Source organism: Aquibium carbonis (genome assembly GCF_003970795.1).
Taxonomy (GTDB): domain Bacteria; phylum Pseudomonadota; class Alphaproteobacteria; order Rhizobiales; family Rhizobiaceae; genus Aquibium; species Aquibium carbonis.
Genome location: NZ_RWKW01000030.1, coordinates 1 through 21,308, shown reverse-complemented (window position 1 = coordinate 21,308; position 21,308 = coordinate 1). Strand labels below are relative to the sequence as shown.

23 protein-coding genes are annotated in these 21,308 nt (G+C 66.9%); 11 read left to right on the top strand and 12 right to left on the bottom strand.

What is annotated here, in order from left to right; all coding sequences use genetic code 11:
- Window positions 1-35: 35 nt before the first annotated feature.
- Genes EJC49_RS08120 through EJC49_RS08110 form a run of 3 tightly spaced genes read right to left on the bottom strand, consistent with a single transcriptional unit; the run spans window position 36 to window position 2,942 of the window.
- Window positions 36-878 carry a carbohydrate ABC transporter permease gene (locus EJC49_RS08120; RefSeq protein WP_126699101.1) on the bottom strand — a complete coding sequence of 281 codons (843 nt, stop codon included), beginning with the start codon at window positions 876-878 and terminating at the stop codon, window positions 36-38.
- Window positions 875-1,795: a carbohydrate ABC transporter permease gene (locus EJC49_RS08115; protein ID WP_126699099.1), complete on the bottom strand. Its 921-nt coding sequence runs from the start codon at window positions 1,793-1,795 to the stop codon at window positions 875-877. Before EJC49_RS08115 ends, EJC49_RS08120 begins: the two co-directional genes overlap by 4 nt.
- Window positions 1,785-2,942 (bottom strand): ABC transporter ATP-binding protein, encoded by a 1,158-nt coding sequence (locus tag EJC49_RS08110; protein WP_126699097.1) that lies wholly within the window; start codon window positions 2,940-2,942, stop codon window positions 1,785-1,787. The genes EJC49_RS08115 and EJC49_RS08110 overlap by 11 nt, the downstream gene beginning before the upstream one ends.
- 277 nt (window positions 2,943-3,219) lie before the next feature.
- Between EJC49_RS08110 and EJC49_RS08105 the strand changes: the two genes are divergently transcribed.
- The 11 genes from EJC49_RS08105 (at window position 3,220) to EJC49_RS08055 (ending at window position 13,728) form a co-directional block, all read left to right on the top strand.
- Window positions 3,220-4,032: a phosphodiesterase gene (locus EJC49_RS08105; protein WP_126699095.1), complete on the top strand. Its 813-nt coding sequence runs from the start codon at window positions 3,220-3,222 to the stop codon at window positions 4,030-4,032.
- Window positions 4,033-4,265: 233 nt separating this feature from the next.
- Entirely contained in the window at window positions 4,266-5,285 is a 1,020-nt protein-coding gene (locus EJC49_RS08100) for an AI-2E family transporter (protein ID WP_170314651.1), read from the top strand.
- Between the two features lie 127 nt (window positions 5,286-5,412).
- Entirely contained in the window at window positions 5,413-6,039 is a 627-nt protein-coding gene (locus EJC49_RS08095; RefSeq protein ID WP_126699090.1) for a TetR/AcrR family transcriptional regulator, read from the top strand.
- A 110-nt stretch (window positions 6,040-6,149) separates the two neighbouring features.
- Window positions 6,150-7,292, top strand: coding sequence for an ABC transporter ATP-binding protein (locus EJC49_RS08090; protein ID WP_126699088.1), 1,143 nt, complete (start codon window positions 6,150-6,152; stop codon window positions 7,290-7,292).
- Window positions 7,262-8,110, top strand: a complete 849-nt coding sequence (locus EJC49_RS08085; protein ID WP_126699086.1) for a metallophosphoesterase — start codon at window positions 7,262-7,264, stop codon at window positions 8,108-8,110. Before EJC49_RS08090 ends, EJC49_RS08085 begins: the two co-directional genes overlap by 31 nt.
- Window positions 8,111-8,138: 28 nt before the next feature.
- Window positions 8,139-9,443 (top strand): ABC transporter substrate-binding protein, encoded by a 1,305-nt coding sequence (locus EJC49_RS08080; protein WP_126699084.1) that lies wholly within the window; start codon window positions 8,139-8,141, stop codon window positions 9,441-9,443.
- A gap of 61 nt (window positions 9,444-9,504) precedes the next feature.
- A complete protein-coding gene (locus EJC49_RS08075) occupies window positions 9,505-10,440 on the top strand; it encodes a carbohydrate ABC transporter permease (RefSeq protein ID WP_126699081.1) in 936 nt (311 codons plus the stop codon).
- Window positions 10,430-11,248, top strand: a complete 819-nt coding sequence (locus EJC49_RS08070) for a carbohydrate ABC transporter permease (RefSeq protein WP_126699080.1) — start codon at window positions 10,430-10,432, stop codon at window positions 11,246-11,248. Before EJC49_RS08075 ends, EJC49_RS08070 begins: the two co-directional genes overlap by 11 nt.
- On the top strand, window positions 11,249-11,992 hold the full coding sequence (locus EJC49_RS08065; protein ID WP_126699078.1) for a tyrosine-protein phosphatase: 744 nt from the start codon (window positions 11,249-11,251) through the stop codon (window positions 11,990-11,992).
- A 115-nt stretch (window positions 11,993-12,107) separates the two neighbouring features.
- Complete coding sequence (locus EJC49_RS08060; RefSeq protein WP_126699076.1) at window positions 12,108-13,181, top strand: hypothetical protein; 1,074 nt, start codon at window positions 12,108-12,110, stop codon at window positions 13,179-13,181.
- A gap of 160 nt (window positions 13,182-13,341) precedes the next feature.
- Entirely contained in the window at window positions 13,342-13,728 is a 387-nt protein-coding gene (locus EJC49_RS08055; RefSeq protein WP_126699074.1) for a hypothetical protein, read from the top strand.
- Window positions 13,729-13,758: 30 nt separating this feature from the next.
- On the opposite strand, the gene EJC49_RS08050 is transcribed toward EJC49_RS08055, so the two are convergent.
- The 9 genes from EJC49_RS08050 to EJC49_RS08010 form a co-directional block, all read right to left on the bottom strand.
- On the bottom strand, window positions 13,759-14,781 hold the full coding sequence (locus EJC49_RS08050; protein ID WP_126699072.1) for an SMP-30/gluconolactonase/LRE family protein: 1,023 nt from the start codon (window positions 14,779-14,781) through the stop codon (window positions 13,759-13,761).
- A 1-nt stretch (window position 14,782) separates the two neighbouring features.
- The gene (locus EJC49_RS08045; RefSeq protein WP_126699070.1) at window positions 14,783-15,277 is read right to left on the bottom strand and encodes an OsmC family protein; all 495 of its coding nucleotides are present in this window, start codon (window positions 15,275-15,277) and stop codon (window positions 14,783-14,785) included.
- On the bottom strand, window positions 15,277-16,215 hold the full coding sequence (kce, locus tag EJC49_RS08040; protein WP_126699068.1) for a 3,5-dioxohexanoate:acetyl-CoA acetone transferase: 939 nt from the start codon (window positions 16,213-16,215) through the stop codon (window positions 15,277-15,279). Before kce ends, EJC49_RS08045 begins: the two co-directional genes overlap by 1 nt.
- Before the next feature lie 71 nt (window positions 16,216-16,286).
- A complete protein-coding gene (locus EJC49_RS08035; protein WP_126699066.1) occupies window positions 16,287-17,063 on the bottom strand; it encodes a cyclase family protein in 777 nt (258 codons plus the stop codon).
- Between the two features lie 11 nt (window positions 17,064-17,074).
- Window positions 17,075-18,388, bottom strand: a complete 1,314-nt coding sequence (locus tag EJC49_RS08030) for a TRAP transporter large permease (RefSeq protein ID WP_126699064.1) — start codon at window positions 18,386-18,388, stop codon at window positions 17,075-17,077.
- Entirely contained in the window at window positions 18,385-18,957 is a 573-nt protein-coding gene (locus EJC49_RS08025) for a TRAP transporter small permease subunit (protein ID WP_126699062.1), read from the bottom strand. Before EJC49_RS08025 ends, EJC49_RS08030 begins: the two co-directional genes overlap by 4 nt.
- A 55-nt stretch (window positions 18,958-19,012) precedes the next feature.
- Window positions 19,013-20,080, bottom strand: a complete 1,068-nt coding sequence (locus EJC49_RS08020; RefSeq protein WP_126699060.1) for a C4-dicarboxylate TRAP transporter substrate-binding protein — start codon at window positions 20,078-20,080, stop codon at window positions 19,013-19,015.
- Window positions 20,081-20,124: 44 nt separating this feature from the next.
- Window positions 20,125-20,769: a TetR/AcrR family transcriptional regulator gene (locus EJC49_RS08015; RefSeq protein WP_126699058.1), complete on the bottom strand. Its 645-nt coding sequence runs from the start codon at window positions 20,767-20,769 to the stop codon at window positions 20,125-20,127.
- A gap of 120 nt (window positions 20,770-20,889) precedes the next feature.
- The coding region (locus tag EJC49_RS08010) for an energy transducer TonB (RefSeq protein WP_148106291.1) at window positions 20,890-21,308 on the bottom strand (419 nt) is incomplete at its 5' end.

Here is a 21,308-nt window from a genome sequence, read left to right as displayed (position 1 = left end):
AGCTCCATTTCCGGTTGGGTTTTGGGGTGACGCGCCTAGCCCTTCACCCCGCTCAGCGTGATGCCGTCGATGAACCGGCGCTGGGCGAGGAGAAAGGCGACGACCAGAGGAGCCGTGACGATCACGGTGGCGGCCATCATCGGGCCGAAATCCACCCCGCTCTCGTCGCGGCGGAAATAGACGACGCCCAGGGCGGGCGGCGCGAGATCGGTGGACTGGATGACGATGAAGGGCCAGAACAGGTCGTTCCAGTGACTCGTCACCGAGAAGATCGCGAAGGCGGTGATGGCTGGCCAGGAGGCCGGGACCACGACGCGCCAGATGATCGCCCATTCGGAAAACCCGTCCACGCGTGCCGCAGCGATCAGGTCGTCGGGGATCGCGGCGAAGAACTGCCGAAACAGGAAGATGCCGAAGACCGAGATGGCGAACGGCGCGATCAGAGCGGCGTAGGTGTTGAGCAGACCGAGCCGCGCGAAGCCCAGATAGAGCGGGATCGCCGTGACATGGATGGGGATCAGCAGGCCGATCAGGACGGCGCCGAAAATCACCGTGCGCCCGGCGAACCGGTGCTTGGACAGCGCGTAGGCGCAGGGAATGGCGAAGATCAGCTGAAAGATCAGGATGCCCCCGCAGACGATCACCCCGTTGACGAGAAACCGGCCCAGAGGCGCGCGATTGAACGCGGCGGTGTAGTTCTCCCATCCATGGAAGCTTTCCGGGAGGAGCCGCAGCGATCCGCTCCAGATCTCGGCCGCCGGCTTGAACGAGGCGGCGAGACCCCAGATGAAGGGAGCCAGCATCACCGCCGCCCCGATCGTCAGCACCACCAGCCGCACGGCGCGGGCGAGGCGGCCGAGGCGATGGCCCCCGCTCATGCGGAATGCCCCCGCCGCGCGCGCATCTGCACCATGGCCACCATGAGGATCAGCGCCAGGAACACCAGCGTCATGGCACTGGCATAGCCGGTGCGCAGGTAGACGAAGCCTTCGCGGTAAATGTTGTAGAGGAGCACGTTCGAGGCATTGGACGGGCCGCCCTGCGTCAGTGCTGCCACCGTGTCGAAAACCCGGAACGAATAGAGGGTGGTGATGACGGTCACGAACAGCGTGGTCGCTGCCAGGCCCGGCCATGTCACCATGGTGAATCGCTCCACGCCGCGATCGGCCCCGTCGACGCGGGCGGCCTGGTAGAGTTCGGGCGAGATGCCCTTCAGCCCGGCCAGGAACAGGATCATGTTGTAGCCGGTCTGCTGCCAGACGAAGATGAAGCCGAGCGAGGCCAGCACCCAGTCGGGGCTGGCAAGCCAGTCCGGTCCCGCTATTCCGATCTGGCGCAGGGCGACGTTCACCAGGCCGAGCTGGGGGTGCAGGATGAACTCCCACACCGTTGCCATGGCCACCAGAAGCGCCGTCACGGGCAGGAAGTAGATCGTGCGGAAAGCCGTGCGACCCGTCGGGTCCGCCTCGATCAGGAGCGCCGCGCCGAGGCCGAGCCCGACCGAGAGCGGAACGGTCAGGGCCGTGTAGATCAGCGTGTTGGCAAAGGCCTGCCAGAACACCCGATCACGCCACATCTCGACGAAGTTGGCGGCGCCGATGAAACTGACGCGCCGCGCGCCGAGCTGATAGTCGGTCAGGGCGAGCAGGGCGGCCGAAGCGGTCGGGATCAGGATCAGCGCGAGCATCAGCACGGCGGCCGGCAACGCCAGCCCCCAGCCTGTCGCTGCCTCGGCGAGGCGCCGCAGGCGCTTTGCGCGACCGAGCCGGGTCGACAGGGCGACGTCAGCGGACATGGTCGAACTCGCCCGGCGTCATGGCGGGATGATCGAAGCCCAGTCGCGCGCCGGCGTGGTCGAACACCAGCGCCTTGCCTGGGAGAACGGCCAGCGACACGTCGTCGCCCACCCGCAGGCCGGCGCAGTGGTCGGGCGCCACCCGCGCCACGACAGGCGCGTCCGAAGCGTCCAGCACCAGTGAAACGAAGCGTTCCGGCCCGGTATCCTCGATGGCCGACACGGTGCCCCTGCCGCCGCCCCGGCGCAAGATCAGATGCTCGGGGCGCAGTCCGAGCTGCACGGCGGTTCCCGGCGCGGCAGCCACGCTGCCAGACACCGGCAGGCCGACGCCGGTCAGCGTTCCGTCGGCTCCGACCCGGGCTGGCAGGACGTTGATCTTGGGGCTGCCGATGAACTCGGCGACGCGCAGGTCGGCTGGATCGGCATAGATCTCGGACGGCGTGGCTACCTGCAGGAGCCGCCCCTCCATCATGACGGCCACGTGGGTGGACATCGTCATCGCTTCGATCTGGTCATGCGTCACGTAGACGAAGGTCGTGCCCAGCCGGCCATGCAGTTGCGCGATCTCCGAGCGCATGTGCACACGCAGCTTCGCGTCCAGGTTCGACAGCGGCTCGTCGAGCAGGAACACGGCCGGCTGGCGCACCAGGGCCCGCCCCAGCGCCACGCGCTGACGCTGTCCGCCCGAGAGCTGTACGGGGCGACGTTCCGCAAGGGAGGTCAGGCCCAGCATCTCCATGGCGGCCTGCACCTCGGCGTCGATCCGCGCCAGGGTCGACCTCGCCTGCGGCAACAGGCGCGCCATCAGCGGCAGCCGCTGCCAGAGCGGCAGGCGGCGCAGGATGAGCGGGATCGCGATGTTCTGCGCGACCGTCATGTGCGGGTATAGCGCGTAGGACTGGAACACCATCGCGATGTCGCGCCGGCTGGGCCGCAGGTGGGAGACTTCGTGTCCGCCGATCCGCAGGCTGCCGGCGTCCTGGAGCTCGAGGCCCGCGAGGATCCGCAGCAGTGTGGACTTGCCGCATCCCGACGGTCCGACCAGGGTCAGAAAGGCCCCATCGGGCACATCGACGCTGACGCCATCGAGAATGAGATTGTCGCCGTAGCGCTTCGAAACGCCATCTATCTCGAGCGAAGCCATGGCTGTAGAAGATCCACCTCGAACAGGATCGCGCCCTCGCATCGGCTGCGACCATCGATCCCAAATCTGAGCGATCCTTGCGTGCACCCGTTTGGGATCGGGTGCCGTTTCCAGAGCCATCGGCACGGGTTTGTTAGGGTGGGTCGATAACAGGACCGTGAAGGCAGCATGACAATTCGTTGAAACTTGCTGCCGGTCGCGCCCCCCGGAACCGTCATACGCCCGTCAAGTGCGGATGCCACGTGCACGCCTCACCGATCGAAGAGGAACGGCCCGAATGCTCATCGCACAGATCACGGATGCCCACGTCGCCGGGGAGGGCAAGCTGTTCTTCGGCAGGTTCGATACGGGCGCCGCGCTCGCCCGCGCCGTGGCGGCGCTGAATGCCCTGGCGCCGCGCCCCGACATCGTCCTGTTCACAGGCGATCTGGCCGACAAGGGTACGCCCGAGGAATATGCCTACATCCGCCGTCTGCTGGCTCCGCTGGAAATCCCGCTGGCGGTGGTTCCGGGAAATCACGACCGGCGCGAAGCGATGCGCCAGTCCTTCGCGGACAATCCCTGGCTGCCCGCCGACGGTTTCCTGCATCAGGTGATCGACGATTATCCGCTGCGACTGATCGGCCTCGACACGCTGGACGAGGCCGAGTTCAGCCGCGGCCTGGTCTGCGCCGAACGTCTCGACTGGCTTGACCGTCAACTGGCGGCCGACATGGGACGGCCCACGATCGTGTTCATGCACCATCCGCCCTTCCTGACCGGGATCGGCCACATGGATCCGATCAACTGTGCCGGCGGCGCTGCGCTCGAAGAGGTGATCGCCCGATATCCCGGAGTCGTTCGCGTCCTCTGCGGACATGTTCATCGACCCGTGGTCCTCGGCTGGGGCGGTACCATCGCCTCGATCGCCCCGGGCGTGGCGCATCAACTTCCGCTCGACCTTCGCGCCGAAGCCCCCTCCGCCTTCATCTTCGAGCCGCCGGCCTTCGATCTGCACCTGTGGATACCAGGCCAGGGACTGACGTCCCATCGCCACCTCATCGGCGACTTCGGCCCGGCGATATCCTATTCGACCAACCAGCCAATCTGAGCTGCATTTCGCCACGCGGATCGCACCCAGCGTTCGGTTGCATCGTCCTCCCGACCGGCGCGCCGACACAATGAGGTGGAAGGAGGCAAGGGACGGTGTCGCGACGTTTTCGAGCATGACTCCTGCCGTAGGGCCGATCTCACCACCGACGGATGCGCTCGGCCAGGGGAACGCCGCTGATCGGCAGGCGTTGCGCTGTGGCAGACGAAGATCCAAACGGGGGCGAGAACGACATGATGGGCGAAGAGCGCAGGATCAGGACCGACACGATCCTGCTGACAGCGGGGCTGCTGCTGATCGCCTATCTCATCGGCGAAGTTCTCCTGCTGGTGTTCGCGGCAGTTTTGATCGCGGTCGGTCTCGACGGGCTCGCCCGTACAGCCGCAGCAAGGCTGCCGGTGTCACGCGGCTGGGCGCTTGTCGGCGCGGTGCTCGGCATCATCGCGGTCTTCGCCGCGTCGGTGGGAATGACGGCGACGGGTCTCTTCCGGCAGTTCCGCGAGGTGGGCGAGCGGGTCGTCGATTTCGCAAAGCAGGCGCAAGACTGGCTGAGCGAACTCGGCGTCATGTCATTGGTCGAGGAGATGAACTCCGACGGAAGCAGCATCGTCGGCGCGGCGGGCAACATGGCCGGGCATCTGATGACCTTCGGCATGACCGCAGTCGGCGCCCTTACCAGCATCATCATCCTGATCGTGCTCACCCTGTTCTTGGCCGCTGATCCGGCGCTCTATCGGGGCGGAGCCGTCCGTCTCGTGCCGCCGGCGCGAAGGGCGGTGGTAGAGGAAACCCTGTCGGCGATCGCCCATGCGTTGCGCTGGTGGTTCTTTGGTCAGCTGGCTTCCATGGCGTTGCTCGGAATCACGGTCGGGCTCGGTCTCTTCCTGCTCGGGATCGACCTTTGGTTTGCGCTCGCCGTCCTGACGGCCCTGCTCACCTTCATCCCCTTCATCGGCCCCCTGATTGCGACCGTGCCGATCGTCGCGGTCGGCTTCGTCGAAGGCACGCAGACCGGGCTGATCGTGCTGGCGGGTTACATCATTATCCAGAACATCGAGGGAAACGTCCTGGTGCCGATGATCCAGCAAAAGGCGGTCAACCTCGCGCCTGCGCTGCTGATTTCGGTACAGGTGCTCCTCAGCCTCGTGTTCGGCGTTGCTGGGCTCATTCTCGCCGCGCCGCTGACCATCGTCGCGATGGTCGCCGTCCAAAAGCTGTGGGTGGAGCACACGCTGGGCGAGACGACGGCTTAGCCGGCTCCCCACGTCAACCCGCGAAGCCGTATGAAAACGTCCATTCCCGCGCGGCCGGCGGCTTCATCCAGGCGTCAAGCGGGAGGCGTATTCTCGCGCCGCCAATGACTGGCCGAAAGCATCTGCCATGAACCACACCCCCACGAGGCTGCTCGACGTCTGCGAGCAGCTTCTCTGCCAGGTCGACAGCGTCGACGAGGTTACGGTGCGTCGCCTCGCCACCGCGGCCGGCGTGACGCCGTCATCCGTCAGCTATCATTTCGGCTCGCAGGAACGCCTGATCGTCGCTACCGCCGAGCGCGTCTATCGGCGCCTGAACCAGGAACGGATGAGCCTGCTCAGCCGGGCGGTGCAGCGGCGCTTTCCCGCGCCGCCGGAACTCGAGGAGGTCATCGCGGCGCTGGTCGGGCCTTCGGTGCGGTGGAGCCTCGATCCGAACTCGAAGTATCGCGTGCTGGCGCATTTCAATTCGATGTCGCAGCGCGGAAAGAATCCGGAAGTCTACCGGGCGATCATCGAGGGGGTCGAGCACCACAAGGCCTTCATGGCCTATCTGCGCCAGCTCGCGCCCTGGCTGGACGACGCAGCGATCGGCTGGCGCATGAGCTGCGCGCTCGGCATTCGCTCGCAGGTCACGCGCAGCCGCGTGCGCAACGAGGTGCTGACGAACCACGCGATCGACTTCTCCGATGCCGACGAGGTCATCGCTCGGATCGTCGAGGTGGTTGCGCCGATGTTCCGCCGCCCGAGCTGAGCACCGCGAGCCGGTCGTCCAGTCGGAATTCGAACGATGTTTGAAACCCGTCATGCTGCCGATACGGCGGAGGCCTAGGCACGTCGCGAAGCACCACAACGGGCGATCCCATGGCCTCGATCGACATTCGCAGCGTTCACAAGCTCTACGGCAAGACACCGGCCGTGCGCGGGCTCGACCTTGCGGTGGAAGATGGCAGCTTTCTCGTCATCCTCGGCCCGTCCGGTTGCGGCAAGTCCACACTGCTGCGGATGATCGCGGGGCTCGAGGACATCTCGGCCGGCGAGATCGCCATCGACGGGCGGGTCGTCAACGAGGTCGAGCCCGGCCGGCGCGGCTGCGCCATGGTGTTCCAGAACTACGCGCTCTATCCGCACATGACGGTGGCGGAGAACATCGGCTACGCGCTCAAGGTGGCGGGCGTTCCGAAAGCCGAGCGCGCGGACCGCGTTGGCCGGGTCGCGGCCATGTTGGGGCTTGGCGATCTCCTGGCGCGCAAGCCGTCGCAGCTTTCCGGCGGACAGCGCCAGCGCGTCGCCATGGGCCGGGCCATGGTGCGCGAACCCGGCATCTTCCTGTTCGACGAACCCTTGTCCAACCTCGACGCCAAGCTGCGCATCCAGATGCGGCTCGAGATCAAGCGGCTTCACCGCGAGCTGAAGACGACCAGCGTGTTCGTCACGCACGATCAGGTCGAGGCGATGACGCTCGCCGACACGCTCGTGGTCATGAACCAGGGGGTGATCGAGCAGGTGGGGACCCCCGCCGAGGTGTTCCGGCGGCCGAAGAGCCGCTTCGTCGCCAATTTCCTCGGCTCGCCGCCGATGAACTTCCTGCCCGCCGAGATCGACCGGCGGGGCAGGGCGGTCCTCGCTGGCGGGCACATGCCCTGGCCCGATCTGGTCTTCGAGCTTGCTGCGGAAACGCGGATCGAGGTTGGCCTTCGGCCGGGCGATCTGACGCCGGTCGCCGGCAAGGCGGCAGAGGGCGCGATCCCCTTCGAACCCGACATTCTCGAGGATCTCGGCAGCGAGCTGCACTGGCACGGCACGGTCGGCGGCAGCGCAGTCGCGGTCGCTCTGCCCGCCGCGACCCCCATTCCGGCCGGCCCCGTGGGCCTGAAGGCCCCGCCCTCGGCCGTCCATGCCTTTCTCGGCGACGGCCGGCGCGCCGAGCCGGCGGCCGCCCCCATCCCGTCACCGAAACCTTCCGGAGAAGCCCCATGGCGCGCGACGTCACTTTCGTACACCTGACCGATCTCCACATCGGCGACCCGGCGCAGGACGACCACCTGTTTTCCGACACGCGCTCGACGCTGGCCGAGATCGTGCGGCTGGTCGGCACGATCCAGCCGAAGCCGAGCTTCGTGGTGGCGAGCGGCGACCTGTCGAACCGCGGCGACGCGGAAAGCTACGTGATGCTCAAGGAGCTGATGTCGGCCCTCGACATGCCGGTCGTCTATTCGCTCGGCAACCACGACACCCGCGAGGGCTTCTATCGGGGCATGCTGGGACGCGAGGCCGACCTCGACGCGCCCTACGACCACGACGCCGTGATCGACGGCATCCATGTCGTCACCATCGATTCCAGCACGCCCGGCTTCATCGGCGGCTCGATCGACGAGGCACAGTTCGCCTGGCTGGCGGAGACGCTCGACCGGCATCCCGATCTGCCCAAGCTGATCGTCTCGCACCACCCACCGGCGCTCGGCGACGAACCCGACTGGGCGCATTGGCGCACGGTGCATTTCGACCATTCGCAGCGGCTCGCCGACATGCTCAAGGGCCGCAACGTGATCGGCATCCTGTCGGGCCATATCCACCATGACCGCGTCTCGTCCTGGCACGGCATTCCGGTCGTCGTCGGCATGGGCCAGCACGCCGCCACCGACATCCTGCGCAGCGACGTGTTGCGCATGGTGCGCGGCTCCTCCTTCGCCATCGGCACGATCCGCCGCAGCGGCCTGTCGGTGGCCTTCGTGCCGCTGCCGACCGACCGCGCCGAGCTCAACGTCTACCCGCTGGAACTGATGCTCCAGCGCGCCGCGCCGGTGCAGGCCGCGGCCGAGTGAACCTCCCCCGAAACGAAAGGCTACCCTCATGATCCGCAGACATTTCCTGGCTCTCGCGCTTTCGACCACCCTTCTGGCCGGAGGCTTTGCCCCGGCGGCGCAGGCGCAGATGGCACCTTCGGTCGACCAGCCCGTCACCATCACCTTCTACAACTACAACCTGGCCTCGGCCGGCCTCGGCCGCGAAGCGACGCTCGACCTGATCGCCCGTTTCGAGGCGGCCAATCCCAACATCAAGGTCGAGCCGATCGCGGCGCCTTCCAACGAGGTCCTGTCGCGCGTCCAGGCCGACATGGTGGCCGGGATCGAGGTGGATGTCGCTCAGCTCGTCTTCCGCGACCTGATCTACGCCGCCGAGCAGCTCGGCGCGCAGCCGCTCGAGGACATGGCGGGCGAGGAACTCGCCGCCCATGCCGCCGGTTTCGTGCCCAATGGCCTGGCGCTCGGCGAGGTCGACGGCAAGACCTACGGTCTCGCCTATGTGTTCTCGACGCCGGTCATGTTCATCAATGGCGACCTGTTCCGCGCCGCCGGCCTCGACCCGGCAACACCGCCGCGCACCTGGGACGAGGTCAAGGCGGCCGGCATCGCCATCGCCGAGAAGACCGGCAAGCACGGTTTCTTCCCCGGCGCCTACGGGCCGATCGACGGCACCTTCGTCTACCAGTCGATCGTGATGTCCAACGGCGGCGGCAAGGTACGCGACGGAAACACGCTCACCTTCGCCGACAAGGACCAGGCCGACGCGGTCGCCATGCTGCGCGACCTGATGGATTCGGGCGCCCATGCCCGCATCGACGTCGGCGCCCACATGGACACCTTCGCCTCGGGCAACCTCGGCATGTTCCTGTTCACCTCGGCCGTGCTCAGCCGCTTCGAGACGGCCGCGAAGGACAATTTCGAACTCGGCATGGCGCCGATGCCGTCCTTCGGCGACAAGCCGACCGCGCCGACCAATTCCGGTTCGGCGATCTTCACCTTCTCGGAAGACCCGGTGAAGCAGCGCGCGTCGTGGGAACTGATGAAGTTCCTGACCTCCGACGAGGCCTATTCGGTCATCACCTCGCAGATCGGCTACCTGCCGCTGCGTCCCTCGACGGTCGAGGACCCGCGCTACCTGAAGGACTGGATGGCGGCCAATCCGAAGTTCCAGGCCAACATCGACCAACTCGACCGGCTGACGCCGAATGTCGCGTTCCCCGGCCCGAACTACCGTCAGGTCGAGAACATGATGAAGGAAGCCGTGACCGAGGCCGTGTTCGGAAACGGCGATCCGCGCGAAGTGCTCAAGACCGCGCAGGATCTCGCGCAGCCGCTGATGCCGCAGGACTGAGCCTGGACCGGGTGCGCGCCGGGGCGAACACCTGCCCCGGCGCGACCTTTCGGAGACCAACATGACCGACGCCACGATCACCGGCGACCGAGCCCTGCCGGGCCGTCTCCCGCGCCTGCGCCTTTCGGCAGCCGAGCCCTGGCTCTACCTCGCGCCCGCGATCGCGGTCGTGGCGATCTGGACCTACGTGCCGCTGCTACAAGCCTTCGAGCTGTCGTTCTACCAGTGGAACATGCTGCCGCGGTCGACGCCGCGTTTCGTCGGTCTCGACAACTACCGCAACCTACTGTCGCTGCCCGACATGCGCCAGGCGGTCGTCAACACGGTGCTCTACACCATCGGGCTGCTGCCGCTGTCGGTCGGCATACCGCTCGCCGTCGCGCTGCTCACGGGCGGATTGAGCGGGCCGCTGCGCAATCTCTACCGCGCGCTCATCTTCGTGCCGATGATCGTGGCGCCGATCGTCGCCGCCATCCTGTGGCGCTGGCTGCTCAACGAGGACCACGGGCTGGTCAACGCCTGGCTTTCCGGGATCGGCCTCGGTAAGGTCGGCTTCCTCAGCGATCCCGACGTGGCGCTGTGGACGCTGGTGTGGATCACCGGCTGGAAGCTGATCGGCTTCTCGACGCTGCTCTTCACGGCGGCCGACAGCGCCATCAGCCCGAGCTATGTCGAGGCGGCGCGCATGGACGGGGCGAGCCCCTGGCAGATCGTGCGCGACATCCGCCTGCCGCTGCTCTCGCCGACCATTCTCCTGATCACCATGATGACCATCCTGTTCGGCGCGCAGTGGAGCTTCGTCTACATCAATGCTCTCACCGGCGGCGGGCCGCTGCGATCCACCACCAACGTCTATCACGTCATGTGGGAATACGGCTTCAAGACCATGGCGGCGGGCTGGAGCACGGCGGCCGGCATGCTGGTCTTCGCCGTCTTCGGGCTGATCGCGATCGGCTGTCTCGCCGCCATGCGGAGGTTCGCGGTCTATGACGAATAGGGCAAGCGCCGGGCGCATCGCCGCCCATGTGGTCATGATCGGCCTCTCCTTCCTGGCGATCTTTCCGGTCTACTGGATGATCCAGACTTCGTTCCGCGCCGAAAACGAGATCTTCTCGGGCGGCCTGTTCCCGGCGGTCCCGACGCTGAAGAACTACACCGACGTACTCGCCGCGATGCCGATGCTCCGCATCCTCGGCAACACCGTCGTCATGGCGGGCGCCACGACGCTGGCGCAGGTCGCCACCGGCCTCCTCGCCGCCTGGGCTTTGGTGCGCTGGCGCTTTCCGGGTGGCGCGCTGGCGCGGTCGCTCATCGCGCTGTCCTGGCTCGTTCCGTTCCAGGTCGTGATGATCCCGAACTACGTTCTCGCCAGCAAGCTCGGCCTGCTCGACACGGTGACGGGCCTCGTCATCCCCAACGCGGCGGCGGCCTTTTCCGTGCTCGTGCTCTACAACGCCATGCGCGGCTTCCCCCGCGAGGTGATCGAGGCGGCGCGGATGGACGGGGCGGGCAATTTCCGCATCCTCGCCGAGGTCGTGCTGCCGAACCTCAGCGCGCCGCTCGCCTCGGTCTCCATCCTCTGTTTCATCTCGGCCTGGAACGATTATTTCTGGCCGCTCCTGCTCATCCGGCGCATGGAGAACTCGGTGGTCCAGATCGGCCTGCAGTTCTTCATGACGCAGGAGGGCAACGACTGGGGTCCGCTGATGGCGGCCGCCACGCTTGCATCCCTGCCCATCCTCGCGCTCTACCTCGTCTTGCAGCGGCAGGTGGTCGACTCCTTCATGAAATCGGGAATCCGCTGAATGTCCGGGACTTTCGAACGCCACATCCGCCTCCAGGGCGCCTTCAACGTGCGCGACCTCGGCGGCTATGCGCGCGCCGGCGGCGGAACCACGCGCTGGCGTTCGGTCCTCAGGGCCGACGGCCTGCAGGGATTGACGCCAGCGGACGTCGCCACGCTGCTCGACCTCGGCCTGGTGACGGTCATCGACCTGCGCAGCCATGTCGAGCTCGCCCGCGATCCGAGCGCCTTTGCGAAGCACGCCCACGTCGACTACCGACACATCCCGCTGTTCGACAGTCTCGCGCCCGTCGACCAGTTGCTGGCGTCGTCGGCGAGCTTTGGCCTGGCGGAGCGCTATGCGAGCGCAGCCGACCTTTGCGGACCGGCGCTCGGCCGCGTCGCCACGACGGTCGCGGAAGCGGGCGACGGCGTCGTCCTGTTCAACTGCACCGCCGGCAAGGACCGGACCGGCATCGTCGCGGCCATGCTCTTGTCGCTCGCCGGCGTTGCCGACGACGAGATCGTGGCGGACTATGCCTTGACGGCCACCGTCGGGGCCGTCCTGATGGACCGCCTGCGCCAGGCCGCCAAGGCGCGCGGACTGAGCGAGACCGCGGCCGCCACGCTGCTCGGCAGCGAGCCCGACACGATGCGGGCGTTTCTGCGCCATGTCGCCGGCCGACACGGCGGCTTCGCCGCCTATCTGGCCGGCACGGGCCTGTCCCCCGACATGCTCGACCGGCTGGTCCGGCGGCTCGGCTAGCTTTGTCGGTTGCGCCGCCCCCCTGGCGGAACCGGCCGCTTAAGGGCTCGCTCACGCCAGCCTATGCCCGGTCGACTGATCCGTGCTAGATCGATCGATAGGGGAAGGGGCAGGAATGATCGAGCCGACGTCCGGTGTGCGCTATCTGCTTTGTCGCCCGCAGGGCGGGCTGAACGACACGCTGGTCCAACTGGAGCTTTGCCGGCGCCATGCCGCGCGCTTCGGGCGCACGCTGATCGTCGACCTGACGCAATCGGGCCTGCGGGCGCATTTCGACGACGTCTTCATTCCCCGGCCGAATTTCGGCGCGCCGGTGATCGCCCACGGTCCGGAAATCGCCCGCGAACTCGACCAGTGCGCCTCCGTCCGGCCGGCGCTGCTCGCAGGCCGGATCTCCACATTCGTATCCGACTGGGATCCAGGTGCGGACAGCTATGTGGAGCGCGAATCGCGCCAGCCCATCGGCTTCGATCCAGAGTGCGACCACCCCGAGACCTTGCTCGTGCACGATCAGTGTGGAGGCGGCAGGCGCGGCTTCCGGATCCTCGACCGGTTGATGCTCGCGCCCGAACTGGCCAACACCGTGGCGGCGCGGCTGATCCCGCTGGGCGCCGACTACGACGCGATTCATGTCCGTCACACCGACATGTCCACCGACTACGAGAGGCTGTTCCAGCGGTGCCGCGGCCTGTTTGCCGGACGGCCGTTGCTCGTCTGTTCGGATTCGACGACGGTGAAGGCCTGCGCGCGAGAGGTGTTCGAGGGCAGCGCGATCCTGTCCGCGGCCGACATACCGGACGTGGCCGGCCGGCCGCTCCACATCACCGAGCTGACCGACCCGCGCAAGACGACGATCGACCTCTTCTGCGATCTCATCGCGATTGCGCGCAGCAGAACATTCGTCTTCACCGCGGTCATGGGGAAGGCGGGCGCACGCCCGAGGTTTTCTGGGTACTCGGTGCTGGCCGAACTGCTGCACCAGAACCCGTCGACCATCCGCGGCCTGTTCGGCGCAGCCGATCCCGACCTGTCCGCGGCCTTGTTCAAGTCCCGTTCGCGCCGCTTCGCTGTACCGAGTCTCGGTCGCTTCCTGGCCCGGCTCGACCAGTGGCGCTGGAACCTTCCCGCCCGCCACCACGCGGCTCGCCTCCGTTTCAAGACGAGGATCGACGTGCTTCGCTCGCGTTGAGCGGAAGGTGCTGATCGCTCTTGCTGCGTTGACGGCGGAAGCGGCGCTCGGGGCGGGGGAAATCCGGCAGGAACGGCGCTCCGGCCACTTTCCGCCATCGCGGGGCCGTGCGATGACACCAAGGCGGCCGCCTGGCCGTGTACCTGTGGGGGCTCTTCCAATGTCTGGCCTGTTTTCGCGCCGCGCTGCCGTGTCGGTTCTGTCCTTCTGCGCGCTGTCCCTGTTGCCGTCGGCCTTCCCGGCTCTGGCTTCCGACGTCACCTTCACCATCCGCAACAACCATCCCAATGCAGTGCGGGTCGAACTCTACAGCCAGGACAGGAGCTATGTCTGGCCCGGCAAGGGGAAGGATTTCTATCTCGACGACGGCGAAGCGCGCGAGATGTCGCTGGCTTGCGAGGAAGGCGAGCAGATCTGCTACGGTGCCTGGATCGATGGCGACGAGGACACCTACTGGGGCGTCGGACCGAACAACACCGAGAGCTGCGACGACTGCTGCTATATCTGCGAGGGCGGCCAGACCGAGGAGATCGTCCTGGAGGAATAGGCTGGCCCGCCGCCGGGCCAGCCTGCCGCCTCACGGCCTCTCGTCGTTCCAGTGCACCATCGGCAACCCGGCCACCGGGCTCCGGAAGCAGGGGATCTTCGTGCCGCGCAGCGAACCGATGTAGACGGTCCTCAGGTCCGGCCCGCCGAAGGTGACGCTGGCGAACCAGGGCGCGATCGTGCCGCCGGCGGCCAGCATCAGCTCTGGCGTCGCCTCGCCGCGGTCGAAGGCGTCGAGGAGGCGCCGGCTCGCGTCGGGATTGTCGTCGTCGAGGATGATGCGCAACTCGCCTTCGGGCGTAAGCGCGAAGATGCGGTCGGTCATCACGTGCGTGCCCCAGAGATTCCCGTATGAATCGAAGGCGATGCCGTCGATGAAGGCGCCGTGGTCCTCGGGTCCGAAGGTCTGGCGGTCCGACAGCGAGCCGTCGTCGGCCACCTTGAAGCGGGTGATCTTGCGGCCGGACGTCTCCACCACGTAGAGCCACTCCTCTTTTGCGTCGAGCCGCACCTCGTTGGTGAAGGCGATGCCGGTGGCCACCGTACGCACGGTGTCGCCGTCGACGAGCAGGATGGAGCCGTCCTCGATGCGGCGGCTGGCGGCTTCCATCCAGTTGCGGATCTGCGTCGAGACCGTCACCCACAGCCGGTCCTTCGTGTCGCGCAGGACGAAGTTGACCTTGCCGATCGGCTGGCCGTCGACCTGGTCGATCAGCACCTTCGTCTCGCCCGTCCGGGTCATCAGCTCCAGGCAGTCGGTACCGAAGTTCGAGATCAGGATCGAGCCGTCGCGGGCGAAGGCCAGCCCGTTGGGCAGCGTGCCCTTGGTGAAGCGCGTCGCCTCGTCGGTGGCGCTTTCGAAAGCGCTGGCATGGCTCTGCGCGATCAGCTCCTGCGCCCCGTCGGGGCGGATGTGCATGACGCCACCGCGCGCATCGGCCGCCCACAGGCTGCCGTCGCGCTCGGCCAGAATGCATTCGGGGCGCTGGAGGTCGTGGCCGACATAGGAGATGTCGGCCTTCGTCACCGTGAACCCGTCGATGGGATTGCTCATCTCAAACCTCCTTCCAGCCGTTCGGCGTCTTCATGCGGTGGCGGATCGTGTTCTGCCGTCCCAGCGTCTGCTCGATGAAGCAGCCCTTCTTGGCGGTCTCGATAAGCTCGACCACCTTGTCGTCCGGCGACGGGCTGTCGATCATGACGTCGATCTCGAAGGCCTTGGGCGCGGTCTCGTAGACCCGGCCCACTGCCTGCCAGTTCCACTGCACCCGCGTCTCGACCTTCAGGTCGTCGATCTTCACGTTCAGCCGTTTCGCGAAGGCACGGATCTGCGTCATGATGCAGCCGGTCAGCGCGCCGACGAACATCGCCAGAGGTGGCGGCGCGGAGGCATCGCCGCCATGGAACAAACCCTCGTCGGTCGCCATCTCGAACGGCCCCTCGGGGAAGGGCTGCACCATGGCAACGGAGAGTTCGTTGCGCATCTTGCCGACGGCGTGGCCGGTGCAGTCGAACTGCACCAGCGCCTTGTCCGTGACGGTGGTGTTCATCAGAACGCCACCCGGTCGCCGCCCTTGAGGGCGAGCATCTCGCGGGCTTCCGCCGGCGTGGCGATACCGTGGCCAAGTTCCTCCAGGATGGTGCGGATCTTGGCGACCTGCTCGGCATTGGAGCCGGCGAGCTTGCCCTTGCCGATGTAGAGCGAGTCCTCCAGGCCGACACGCACATGGCCGCCGAGCAGGGCGGCCTGGGTGATGAAGGGCATCTGGAAACGGCCCGCCGCCAGCACCGACCAGACGTAATCGTCGCCAAACAGGCGGTCGGCGGTCTGCTTCATGAAGGCGACGTTTTCCACGTCGGCGCCGATGCCGCCGAGAATGCCGAAGATCGACTGCACGAGGAAGGGTGGCTTGACCAGGCCCTTGTCGACGAAATGCGCCAGGTTGTAGAGGTGGCCGATGTCGTAGCACTCGTGCTCGAACCGGGTGCCGCAGCCCTCGCCGAGATGCTGCAGGATGTAGGCGATGTCGCGGAAGGTGTTGCGGAAGATGAAGTCGTCGGTGCCCTCCAGGTAGGGCTTCTCCCAGGAATGCTTCCATTCCTTGTACTTGCCGGCCAGCGGGTGCAGCGCAAAGTTCATCGAGCCCATGTTGAGCGAGCAGAGCTCCGGCTCGGCTTTCAGCGGTGCGGCCAGGCGCTCCTGCACGGTCATGCCGAGCCCGCCGCCGGTGGTGATGTTGACCACAGCGTCGGTGGCCTGCTTGATGCGCGGCAGGAACTGCATGAACACCGCCGGGTCGGGTGTCGGCTTGCCGGTTTCTGGATCACGGGCATGGAGGTGCAGGATCGCGGCGCCGGCCTCGGCCGCGTCGATCGACTGCGTGGCGATCTCGTCGGGCGTGATCGGCAGCGCGTCCGACATGGTCGGTGTGTGGACGCCGCCGGTGACGGCGCAGGTGATGATGATCTTGTCGTTCTTGCGGGCCATGAGGTCCTCCCTGGTCTGTCTGAGCTTTGCGGTCGAGGGGTGTTGCGCCGCCCCGACGGCGCGTTTCGGTTTCAGTCGTGGAAGATCGCGACGGCGCGGGTGAAGCCCGCCGACGCCGCCTTGATCTTGAACGGGAAGCAGGCGATCTCGTAGCCGGTGGCCGGCAGCTGATCGAGGTTGGCCAGCTTTTCGATGTGGCAGTAGCCGATCTCCATGCCGGCGCGGTGGCCTTCCCAGATGATCTTCGGATCGTGCGTCGCGGCAAAGGTTTTCGCCGTGTGGACGAAGGGCGCGTCCCAGCTCCAGGCGTCGGTGCCGGTCACGCGGACGCCGCGCTCGAGGAGCCAGATCGTCGCTTCGCGGCCCATGCCGCATCCGCGCGCCACGTAGTCGGGCTGGCCGTAGCGGGCGCCGGCGGCGGTGTTGACCACCACGATGTCGAGCGGCCGCAACTCATGGCCGATGCGCTTCAGTTCGGCCTCGACGTCGGCTGCCGTCGCTACATAGCCGTCCTCCATGTGGCGAAAGTCGAGCTTCACGCCGGGGTTGAAGCACCATTCCAGCGGCACCTCGTCGATGGTGATCGCCCGCTCGCCATTGTTCATGGTCGAGGCATAGTGGTACGGCGCGTCGAGATGGGTGCCGTTGTGGGTCGAGATGTTCAGCTGCTCCACGGCCCAGCCTTCGCGGTTCGGCAGCTGGTCCATGGTCAGCCCCGGAAAGAAGGGCAGGATCTGCCCGGCGGTCATGTGATGGTCGAGATAGTCGATCTTCGGCAGCGCCATCGGCGGATCGGAGGCGATCCCCATTTCCAGGGCAACGGACAGGTCGACGATGCGGCGCGGCATGGCGGGGTTCCTCAGCGGGCCAGAAGGCCAGTGGCGATGGACGGGAAGATCAGGACGAGCGCGAGAACGATCGCCATCATGATGGCGAAGGGGGCCGCACCGCGGAAGATCTCGCCGAGCGAGATGGAATTGTCGTCGAGGGTCGATTTGATGACGAAGACGGACAATCCAAAGGGGGGCGTCAGCAATCCGATCTCGACGGCGATCACGGTGACGATGCCGAACCACACCAGATCGACGCCCATCGGCACGACGACGGGCAGCATCAGTGGCACCAGGATCAACATGATCGACGAGGAGTCGAGGATCGTGCCCATGACGATCACCAGCAGCACATAGGCGAGGATCACGCCCCAGAAGCCGATGTCGGCGGTGGCGACGAAGGTGCCGAACTCGTTGGGCAAACCGGATAGCGACAGCATGCGCGAATACATCTGCGCGGCGATGATGAGGAAGCAGACCGAGGCGGTGACGAGGCCGGTGTCGGTCAGCACTTCCCAGAAGTTGCGCCAGGTCAGCGCCCGCCGGGCGAGGCCGATGACGATGGCGCCGAGACAGCCGACCGCGCCGGCCTCGATCGGCGTGAAGAAGCCGGCATAGAGGCCGCCGAGCACCAGCGCGATGAGGAGCGCGATCGGCAGGCCCTTGGCGAGCATGTCGCGCGGCGACAGATCGTGCTCCCGGTCATCGGACAGGTTCTCACCGATGAAGGACGGCCAGAAATAGGCCATCAGGACGACGCCGCCGGCGAAGATGGCGGCAAGAAGCAGACCCGGCAACACGCCGGCCAGGAACAGGTCGCCGACCGACTGCTCGGTGAGCAGGCCGTAGAGGATCAGGAGCAGGCTCGGCGGGATCAGCATGCCGAGCACCGAGGAGCCGGCGACGACGCCGACGGAGAATTTCTTGGTGTAGCCATGGCGCACCATCTCGGGCACCGCGAGCCGGGTGAACACGGCCGCGGAGGCGATCGAAATGCCGGTGATGGCGGCGAAGATGGCGTTGGCGGCGACCGTCGAGACGCCGAGGCCGCCCTTCAGCCGCCGGAACAGCTGGTTGGCGACGTCATAGGCGTCGCGGCCTAGCCCGGTCACCGAGACGAGAAAACCCATCAGCACGAACAGCGGCACGACGCCGAAGAAATAGGACGAGATGGTTTCGGACGCCGAGAGTGCCAGCAGCTTGCCGGCGAGAACCGGCGAGCCCTTCATCATCCACACGCCCACATAGGAGCAGAGCATGAGCGCGATGGGCACCCAGAGGCCCGCATAGACCAGCACGATCATGGCGCCCAGGGTGGCGAGCCCGATCTCGAAGGTGCTCATCGGGCGTCTCCGCGGGATTTCGGTTCGACGATCCCCCACAGCGCGATCGCGCCGGCGATCAGCATCTGCATGATCAGCGCCATGCAGCCGATGAGGATCACCAGCTTGACGGGCCATTCCGGTGCGGTGAAGTCGCCGACCGTGCCGACATAGGTACCGCGCTGCCACGCCTTTTCGAACAGCGGCCAGCTGGCGGAGAGCAGGAACCAGACCAGCGCGAGCGCGGCGGCGACGTAGACGAGTTCGACCGCCGCGCGCAACCTGGGCGCGCGGCTGCCGAGAGCGTTGAGCAGGGCGTCGGTGCGGGTGAACCGGCCCATGCGAAAGGCCTGCGACACCTGCAGGAAGACGATCGCCACGATCGACATGGAAACGATTTCCGGCACGCCGGAAATCGGCGCGAGGAAGAGGTTGCGTCCGAGCACGTCCGCATTGACCAGGACCACCAGCCCGAGGATCAGCAACGTGCCGATCACGTTGAGCGCGTTGGAGATGGTGTCGGCGGTGGCGCGGATGCGCTGTCCCCAACCGGAGCCGTCTGCCGGCTCCGGTGTCGCTCCATGTGTCATCGTCTTGTGCCCCTGCGGAGGTGCCGGAGTGCGCGAATGTCGGTACGCCGGAGCGCTATTCCTGGTCCCAGTCGCGGGCGGGCTTGCCACCTGCGGCGCGGATCGCGTCCATGTAGGCCTTCAGGATCTCGGTGCCGGCCTTGCCTTCGCCGTCGACCTGGGCCGCCCATGTCTTGGCGACGTTGTCCATGCCGGCCACCCACTTCTGGCGGAACTCGTCGTCCACTTCCGTGATCGTCGCCCCCTGTTCGGCGAGCGTCTTCAACGCGGCTTCGGACGCGGCATCGAGATCGGCGATGTAAGCGTCGCGGAACGCCTCGCCGCCGGCCCGCAGCGCCTTCTGGACCTCTTCGGGCTGCTCGTCGAACCACTCCTTGTTGGCGGCGAGCGATCCGGCATACTGCGCGCCGAAGCCGACCTTGGTGATGTAGGGCGCCACCTCGTGCAGCTTGCCGGGGAGGGCTGCCGTCGCGAAGACGATCACGCCGTCATACACGCCGGTCTTGATCTCGTTGTAGTAGGTCGTGAGGTTGCCCGCGACGCCGACCGCGCCGGTGCCGCCGAGCCAGTTCACCGCGGGTCCCGGGGCGCCGATCTTCTTGCCCTTCAGATCGTCGATCGAGTTCACGGGGAAGGTGGTCATCAACAGGTAGTCGTCGATGGCGGATGGCGCGCCCAGATATTCGAGGCCGTTTTCCTCCCAGGTCACCCGCATGTTCGGGTTGGAGAAGTGCAGATCGTTGATCGTGTTGGACACGAGCGCGACATCGCTCGACACGAAGGGCGTGTAGTAGCTGACGTTCTGCAGCGACAGCTTGGCCGGATCGAAGACCGAAGAGATGACGCCGATCTGGGCCAGGCCTTCCTCGGTCGCTTCGAGCTCGTCGCCCACCTTGGAGAGAGAGCCGCCATACTGCTCGTCCCACTTGATCTCGTGGCCCGAGCCTTCGAGCGCCTTGTTAACGGTGGGGATGAAGGTCTGGCTGGCGTGCTTGACCCAGCGGAAGACGGGCGGGTGGCCGGCGACGATGGTGGCGTCGATGGTTTCGGCGCGGATGACCGAGGTCGAGGCGGCGAGCGCCCCGGCGACGAGGGCGAGTTTCAGAAGCTTGCTGTCGAACATGGTTTCCTCCCTGGGTTCGATCTGGTGGTTGGTGGACCGGTGTCTCAGTCCCTGTTCATCAGCGCCCTCACACCCGCGCTGGAATAGGCGACGACGGCGCGCAGCAGCTTTGCCGTGTCGGGGTGATCGTATCGGTTGGTCATCCGGCCCGCCCGGCCTTCGATGCCGACGGCGGCGATGCCGGTGCCGAGCGACAGGAGGTAGGCGCGGATGGCGTCGCTCTCGGTCATCCTGGGCTCGATCATGCGGAAGGCATCGGTGAAGCGACGGGCGATGCCGTCGAAATTCTCCGCAATCACCTGCTTGGCGACCTCGTCGACCGAATGCATGAAGACCGCCAGCATCCGGACATAGGAGTATCCGCCCTGCTCCTCGTCCGTCGCGAGCTCGACGAGCGGCGCCAGGAACGCCTCGATGAGGTCGTCGACGGTCGGCTCGCCCCGCGCCAGCAGCGTCGACAGCAATGCCTCGCGCTGCGCGTTCACCACCGACGAGCGCCGCCGCATGATCGCGTGCAGCAGGCCTTCCTTGGAGCCGAAATAATAGGCGATCATCGCCTGGTTCACCCCCGCATCCCGCGCAATGCCGCGCATCGACGCGCCCGCATAGCCGAACTCCGCGAAAGCCCGCTCGCCCGCTGACAGGATCGCGGTGCTGACGTCGCTCTCCGGGCGCGTCTGCGTGAGCATGATCAGGCAAGGTCCTCGCTGTTCGTTAAACGTTTGACGAAATCGAATGCCGAGTCAAGACGCCTGCTGCTGCCGCCGGGGATTTCGGCACAGGGACTCGGGGGCGCTGGGGACGGGGGCTCAGCGCGCGAAGCGGAGCGTCACGGCGAAGGAGAACGTGCTTCCGCCCACGCCGTCGGGCGGACGGGGGTAGGGCGCGGCGCGGCGGGCCACCGCCAGTGCCTCGTCGTCGAGGATCCGGTGCCCCGAGCCAGCCGAGACGCGCGCGCCGGCCAGGCCGCCCGTTCGGTCGATGGTGATCGAGAGCCGCGTCGCGCCGCTGATGCCGGCGCTGCGGGCGGCGGCGGGATAGCGCTTGTGGCGCTCGACATGCGACAGTAATGCGCGACCATACCGGGCGGCCACGCCGGGCGCGGCTGCCGCGCTTGCCTGGCTGCCGGCACTGGCGGAGGATGAAGGCTTGCTGCTGGCCCCGTCGGGGGTCCTGGCGGCCGGTGCTGCGGCGGTCCTGGCCGGCGCCTTGTCCGCCCGGGACGTCG

What these genes read in the sequence shown, in the direction of transcription:
- EJC49_RS08120 (WP_126699101.1), bottom strand. Translation starts at nt 878, where the DNA reads ATGAGCGGGGGCCATCGCCTCGGCCGCCTCGCCCGCGCCGTGCGGCTG.
- EJC49_RS08115 (WP_126699099.1), bottom strand. Translation starts at nt 1,795, where the DNA reads ATGTCCGCTGACGTCGCCCTGTCGACCCGGCTCGGTCGCGCAAAGCGC.
- EJC49_RS08110 (WP_126699097.1), bottom strand. Translation starts at nt 2,942, where the DNA reads ATGGCTTCGCTCGAGATAGATGGCGTTTCGAAGCGCTACGGCGACAAT.
- EJC49_RS08105 (WP_126699095.1), top strand. Translation starts at nt 3,220, where the DNA reads ATGCTCATCGCACAGATCACGGATGCCCACGTCGCCGGGGAGGGCAAG.
- EJC49_RS08100 (WP_170314651.1), top strand. Translation starts at nt 4,266, where the DNA reads ATGATGGGCGAAGAGCGCAGGATCAGGACCGACACGATCCTGCTGACA.
- EJC49_RS08095 (WP_126699090.1), top strand. Translation starts at nt 5,413, where the DNA reads ATGAACCACACCCCCACGAGGCTGCTCGACGTCTGCGAGCAGCTTCTC.
- EJC49_RS08090 (WP_126699088.1), top strand. Translation starts at nt 6,150, where the DNA reads ATGGCCTCGATCGACATTCGCAGCGTTCACAAGCTCTACGGCAAGACA.
- EJC49_RS08085 (WP_126699086.1), top strand. Translation starts at nt 7,262, where the DNA reads ATGGCGCGCGACGTCACTTTCGTACACCTGACCGATCTCCACATCGGC.
- EJC49_RS08080 (WP_126699084.1), top strand. Translation starts at nt 8,139, where the DNA reads ATGATCCGCAGACATTTCCTGGCTCTCGCGCTTTCGACCACCCTTCTG.
- EJC49_RS08075 (WP_126699081.1), top strand. Translation starts at nt 9,505, where the DNA reads ATGACCGACGCCACGATCACCGGCGACCGAGCCCTGCCGGGCCGTCTC.
- EJC49_RS08070 (WP_126699080.1), top strand. Translation starts at nt 10,430, where the DNA reads ATGACGAATAGGGCAAGCGCCGGGCGCATCGCCGCCCATGTGGTCATG.
- EJC49_RS08065 (WP_126699078.1), top strand. Translation starts at nt 11,249, where the DNA reads ATGTCCGGGACTTTCGAACGCCACATCCGCCTCCAGGGCGCCTTCAAC.
- EJC49_RS08060 (WP_126699076.1), top strand. Translation starts at nt 12,108, where the DNA reads ATGATCGAGCCGACGTCCGGTGTGCGCTATCTGCTTTGTCGCCCGCAG.
- EJC49_RS08055 (WP_126699074.1), top strand. Translation starts at nt 13,342, where the DNA reads ATGTCTGGCCTGTTTTCGCGCCGCGCTGCCGTGTCGGTTCTGTCCTTC.
- EJC49_RS08050 (WP_126699072.1), bottom strand. Translation starts at nt 14,781, where the DNA reads ATGAGCAATCCCATCGACGGGTTCACGGTGACGAAGGCCGACATCTCC.
- EJC49_RS08045 (WP_126699070.1), bottom strand. Translation starts at nt 15,277, where the DNA reads ATGAACACCACCGTCACGGACAAGGCGCTGGTGCAGTTCGACTGCACC.
- kce (WP_126699068.1), bottom strand. Translation starts at nt 16,215, where the DNA reads ATGGCCCGCAAGAACGACAAGATCATCATCACCTGCGCCGTCACCGGC.
- EJC49_RS08035 (WP_126699066.1), bottom strand. Translation starts at nt 17,063, where the DNA reads ATGCCGCGCCGCATCGTCGACCTGTCCGTTGCCCTGGAAATGGGGATC.
- EJC49_RS08030 (WP_126699064.1), bottom strand. Translation starts at nt 18,388, where the DNA reads ATGAGCACCTTCGAGATCGGGCTCGCCACCCTGGGCGCCATGATCGTG.
- EJC49_RS08025 (WP_126699062.1), bottom strand. Translation starts at nt 18,957, where the DNA reads ATGACACATGGAGCGACACCGGAGCCGGCAGACGGCTCCGGTTGGGGA.
- EJC49_RS08020 (WP_126699060.1), bottom strand. Translation starts at nt 20,080, where the DNA reads ATGTTCGACAGCAAGCTTCTGAAACTCGCCCTCGTCGCCGGGGCGCTC.
- EJC49_RS08015 (WP_126699058.1), bottom strand. Translation starts at nt 20,769, where the DNA reads ATGCTCACGCAGACGCGCCCGGAGAGCGACGTCAGCACCGCGATCCTG.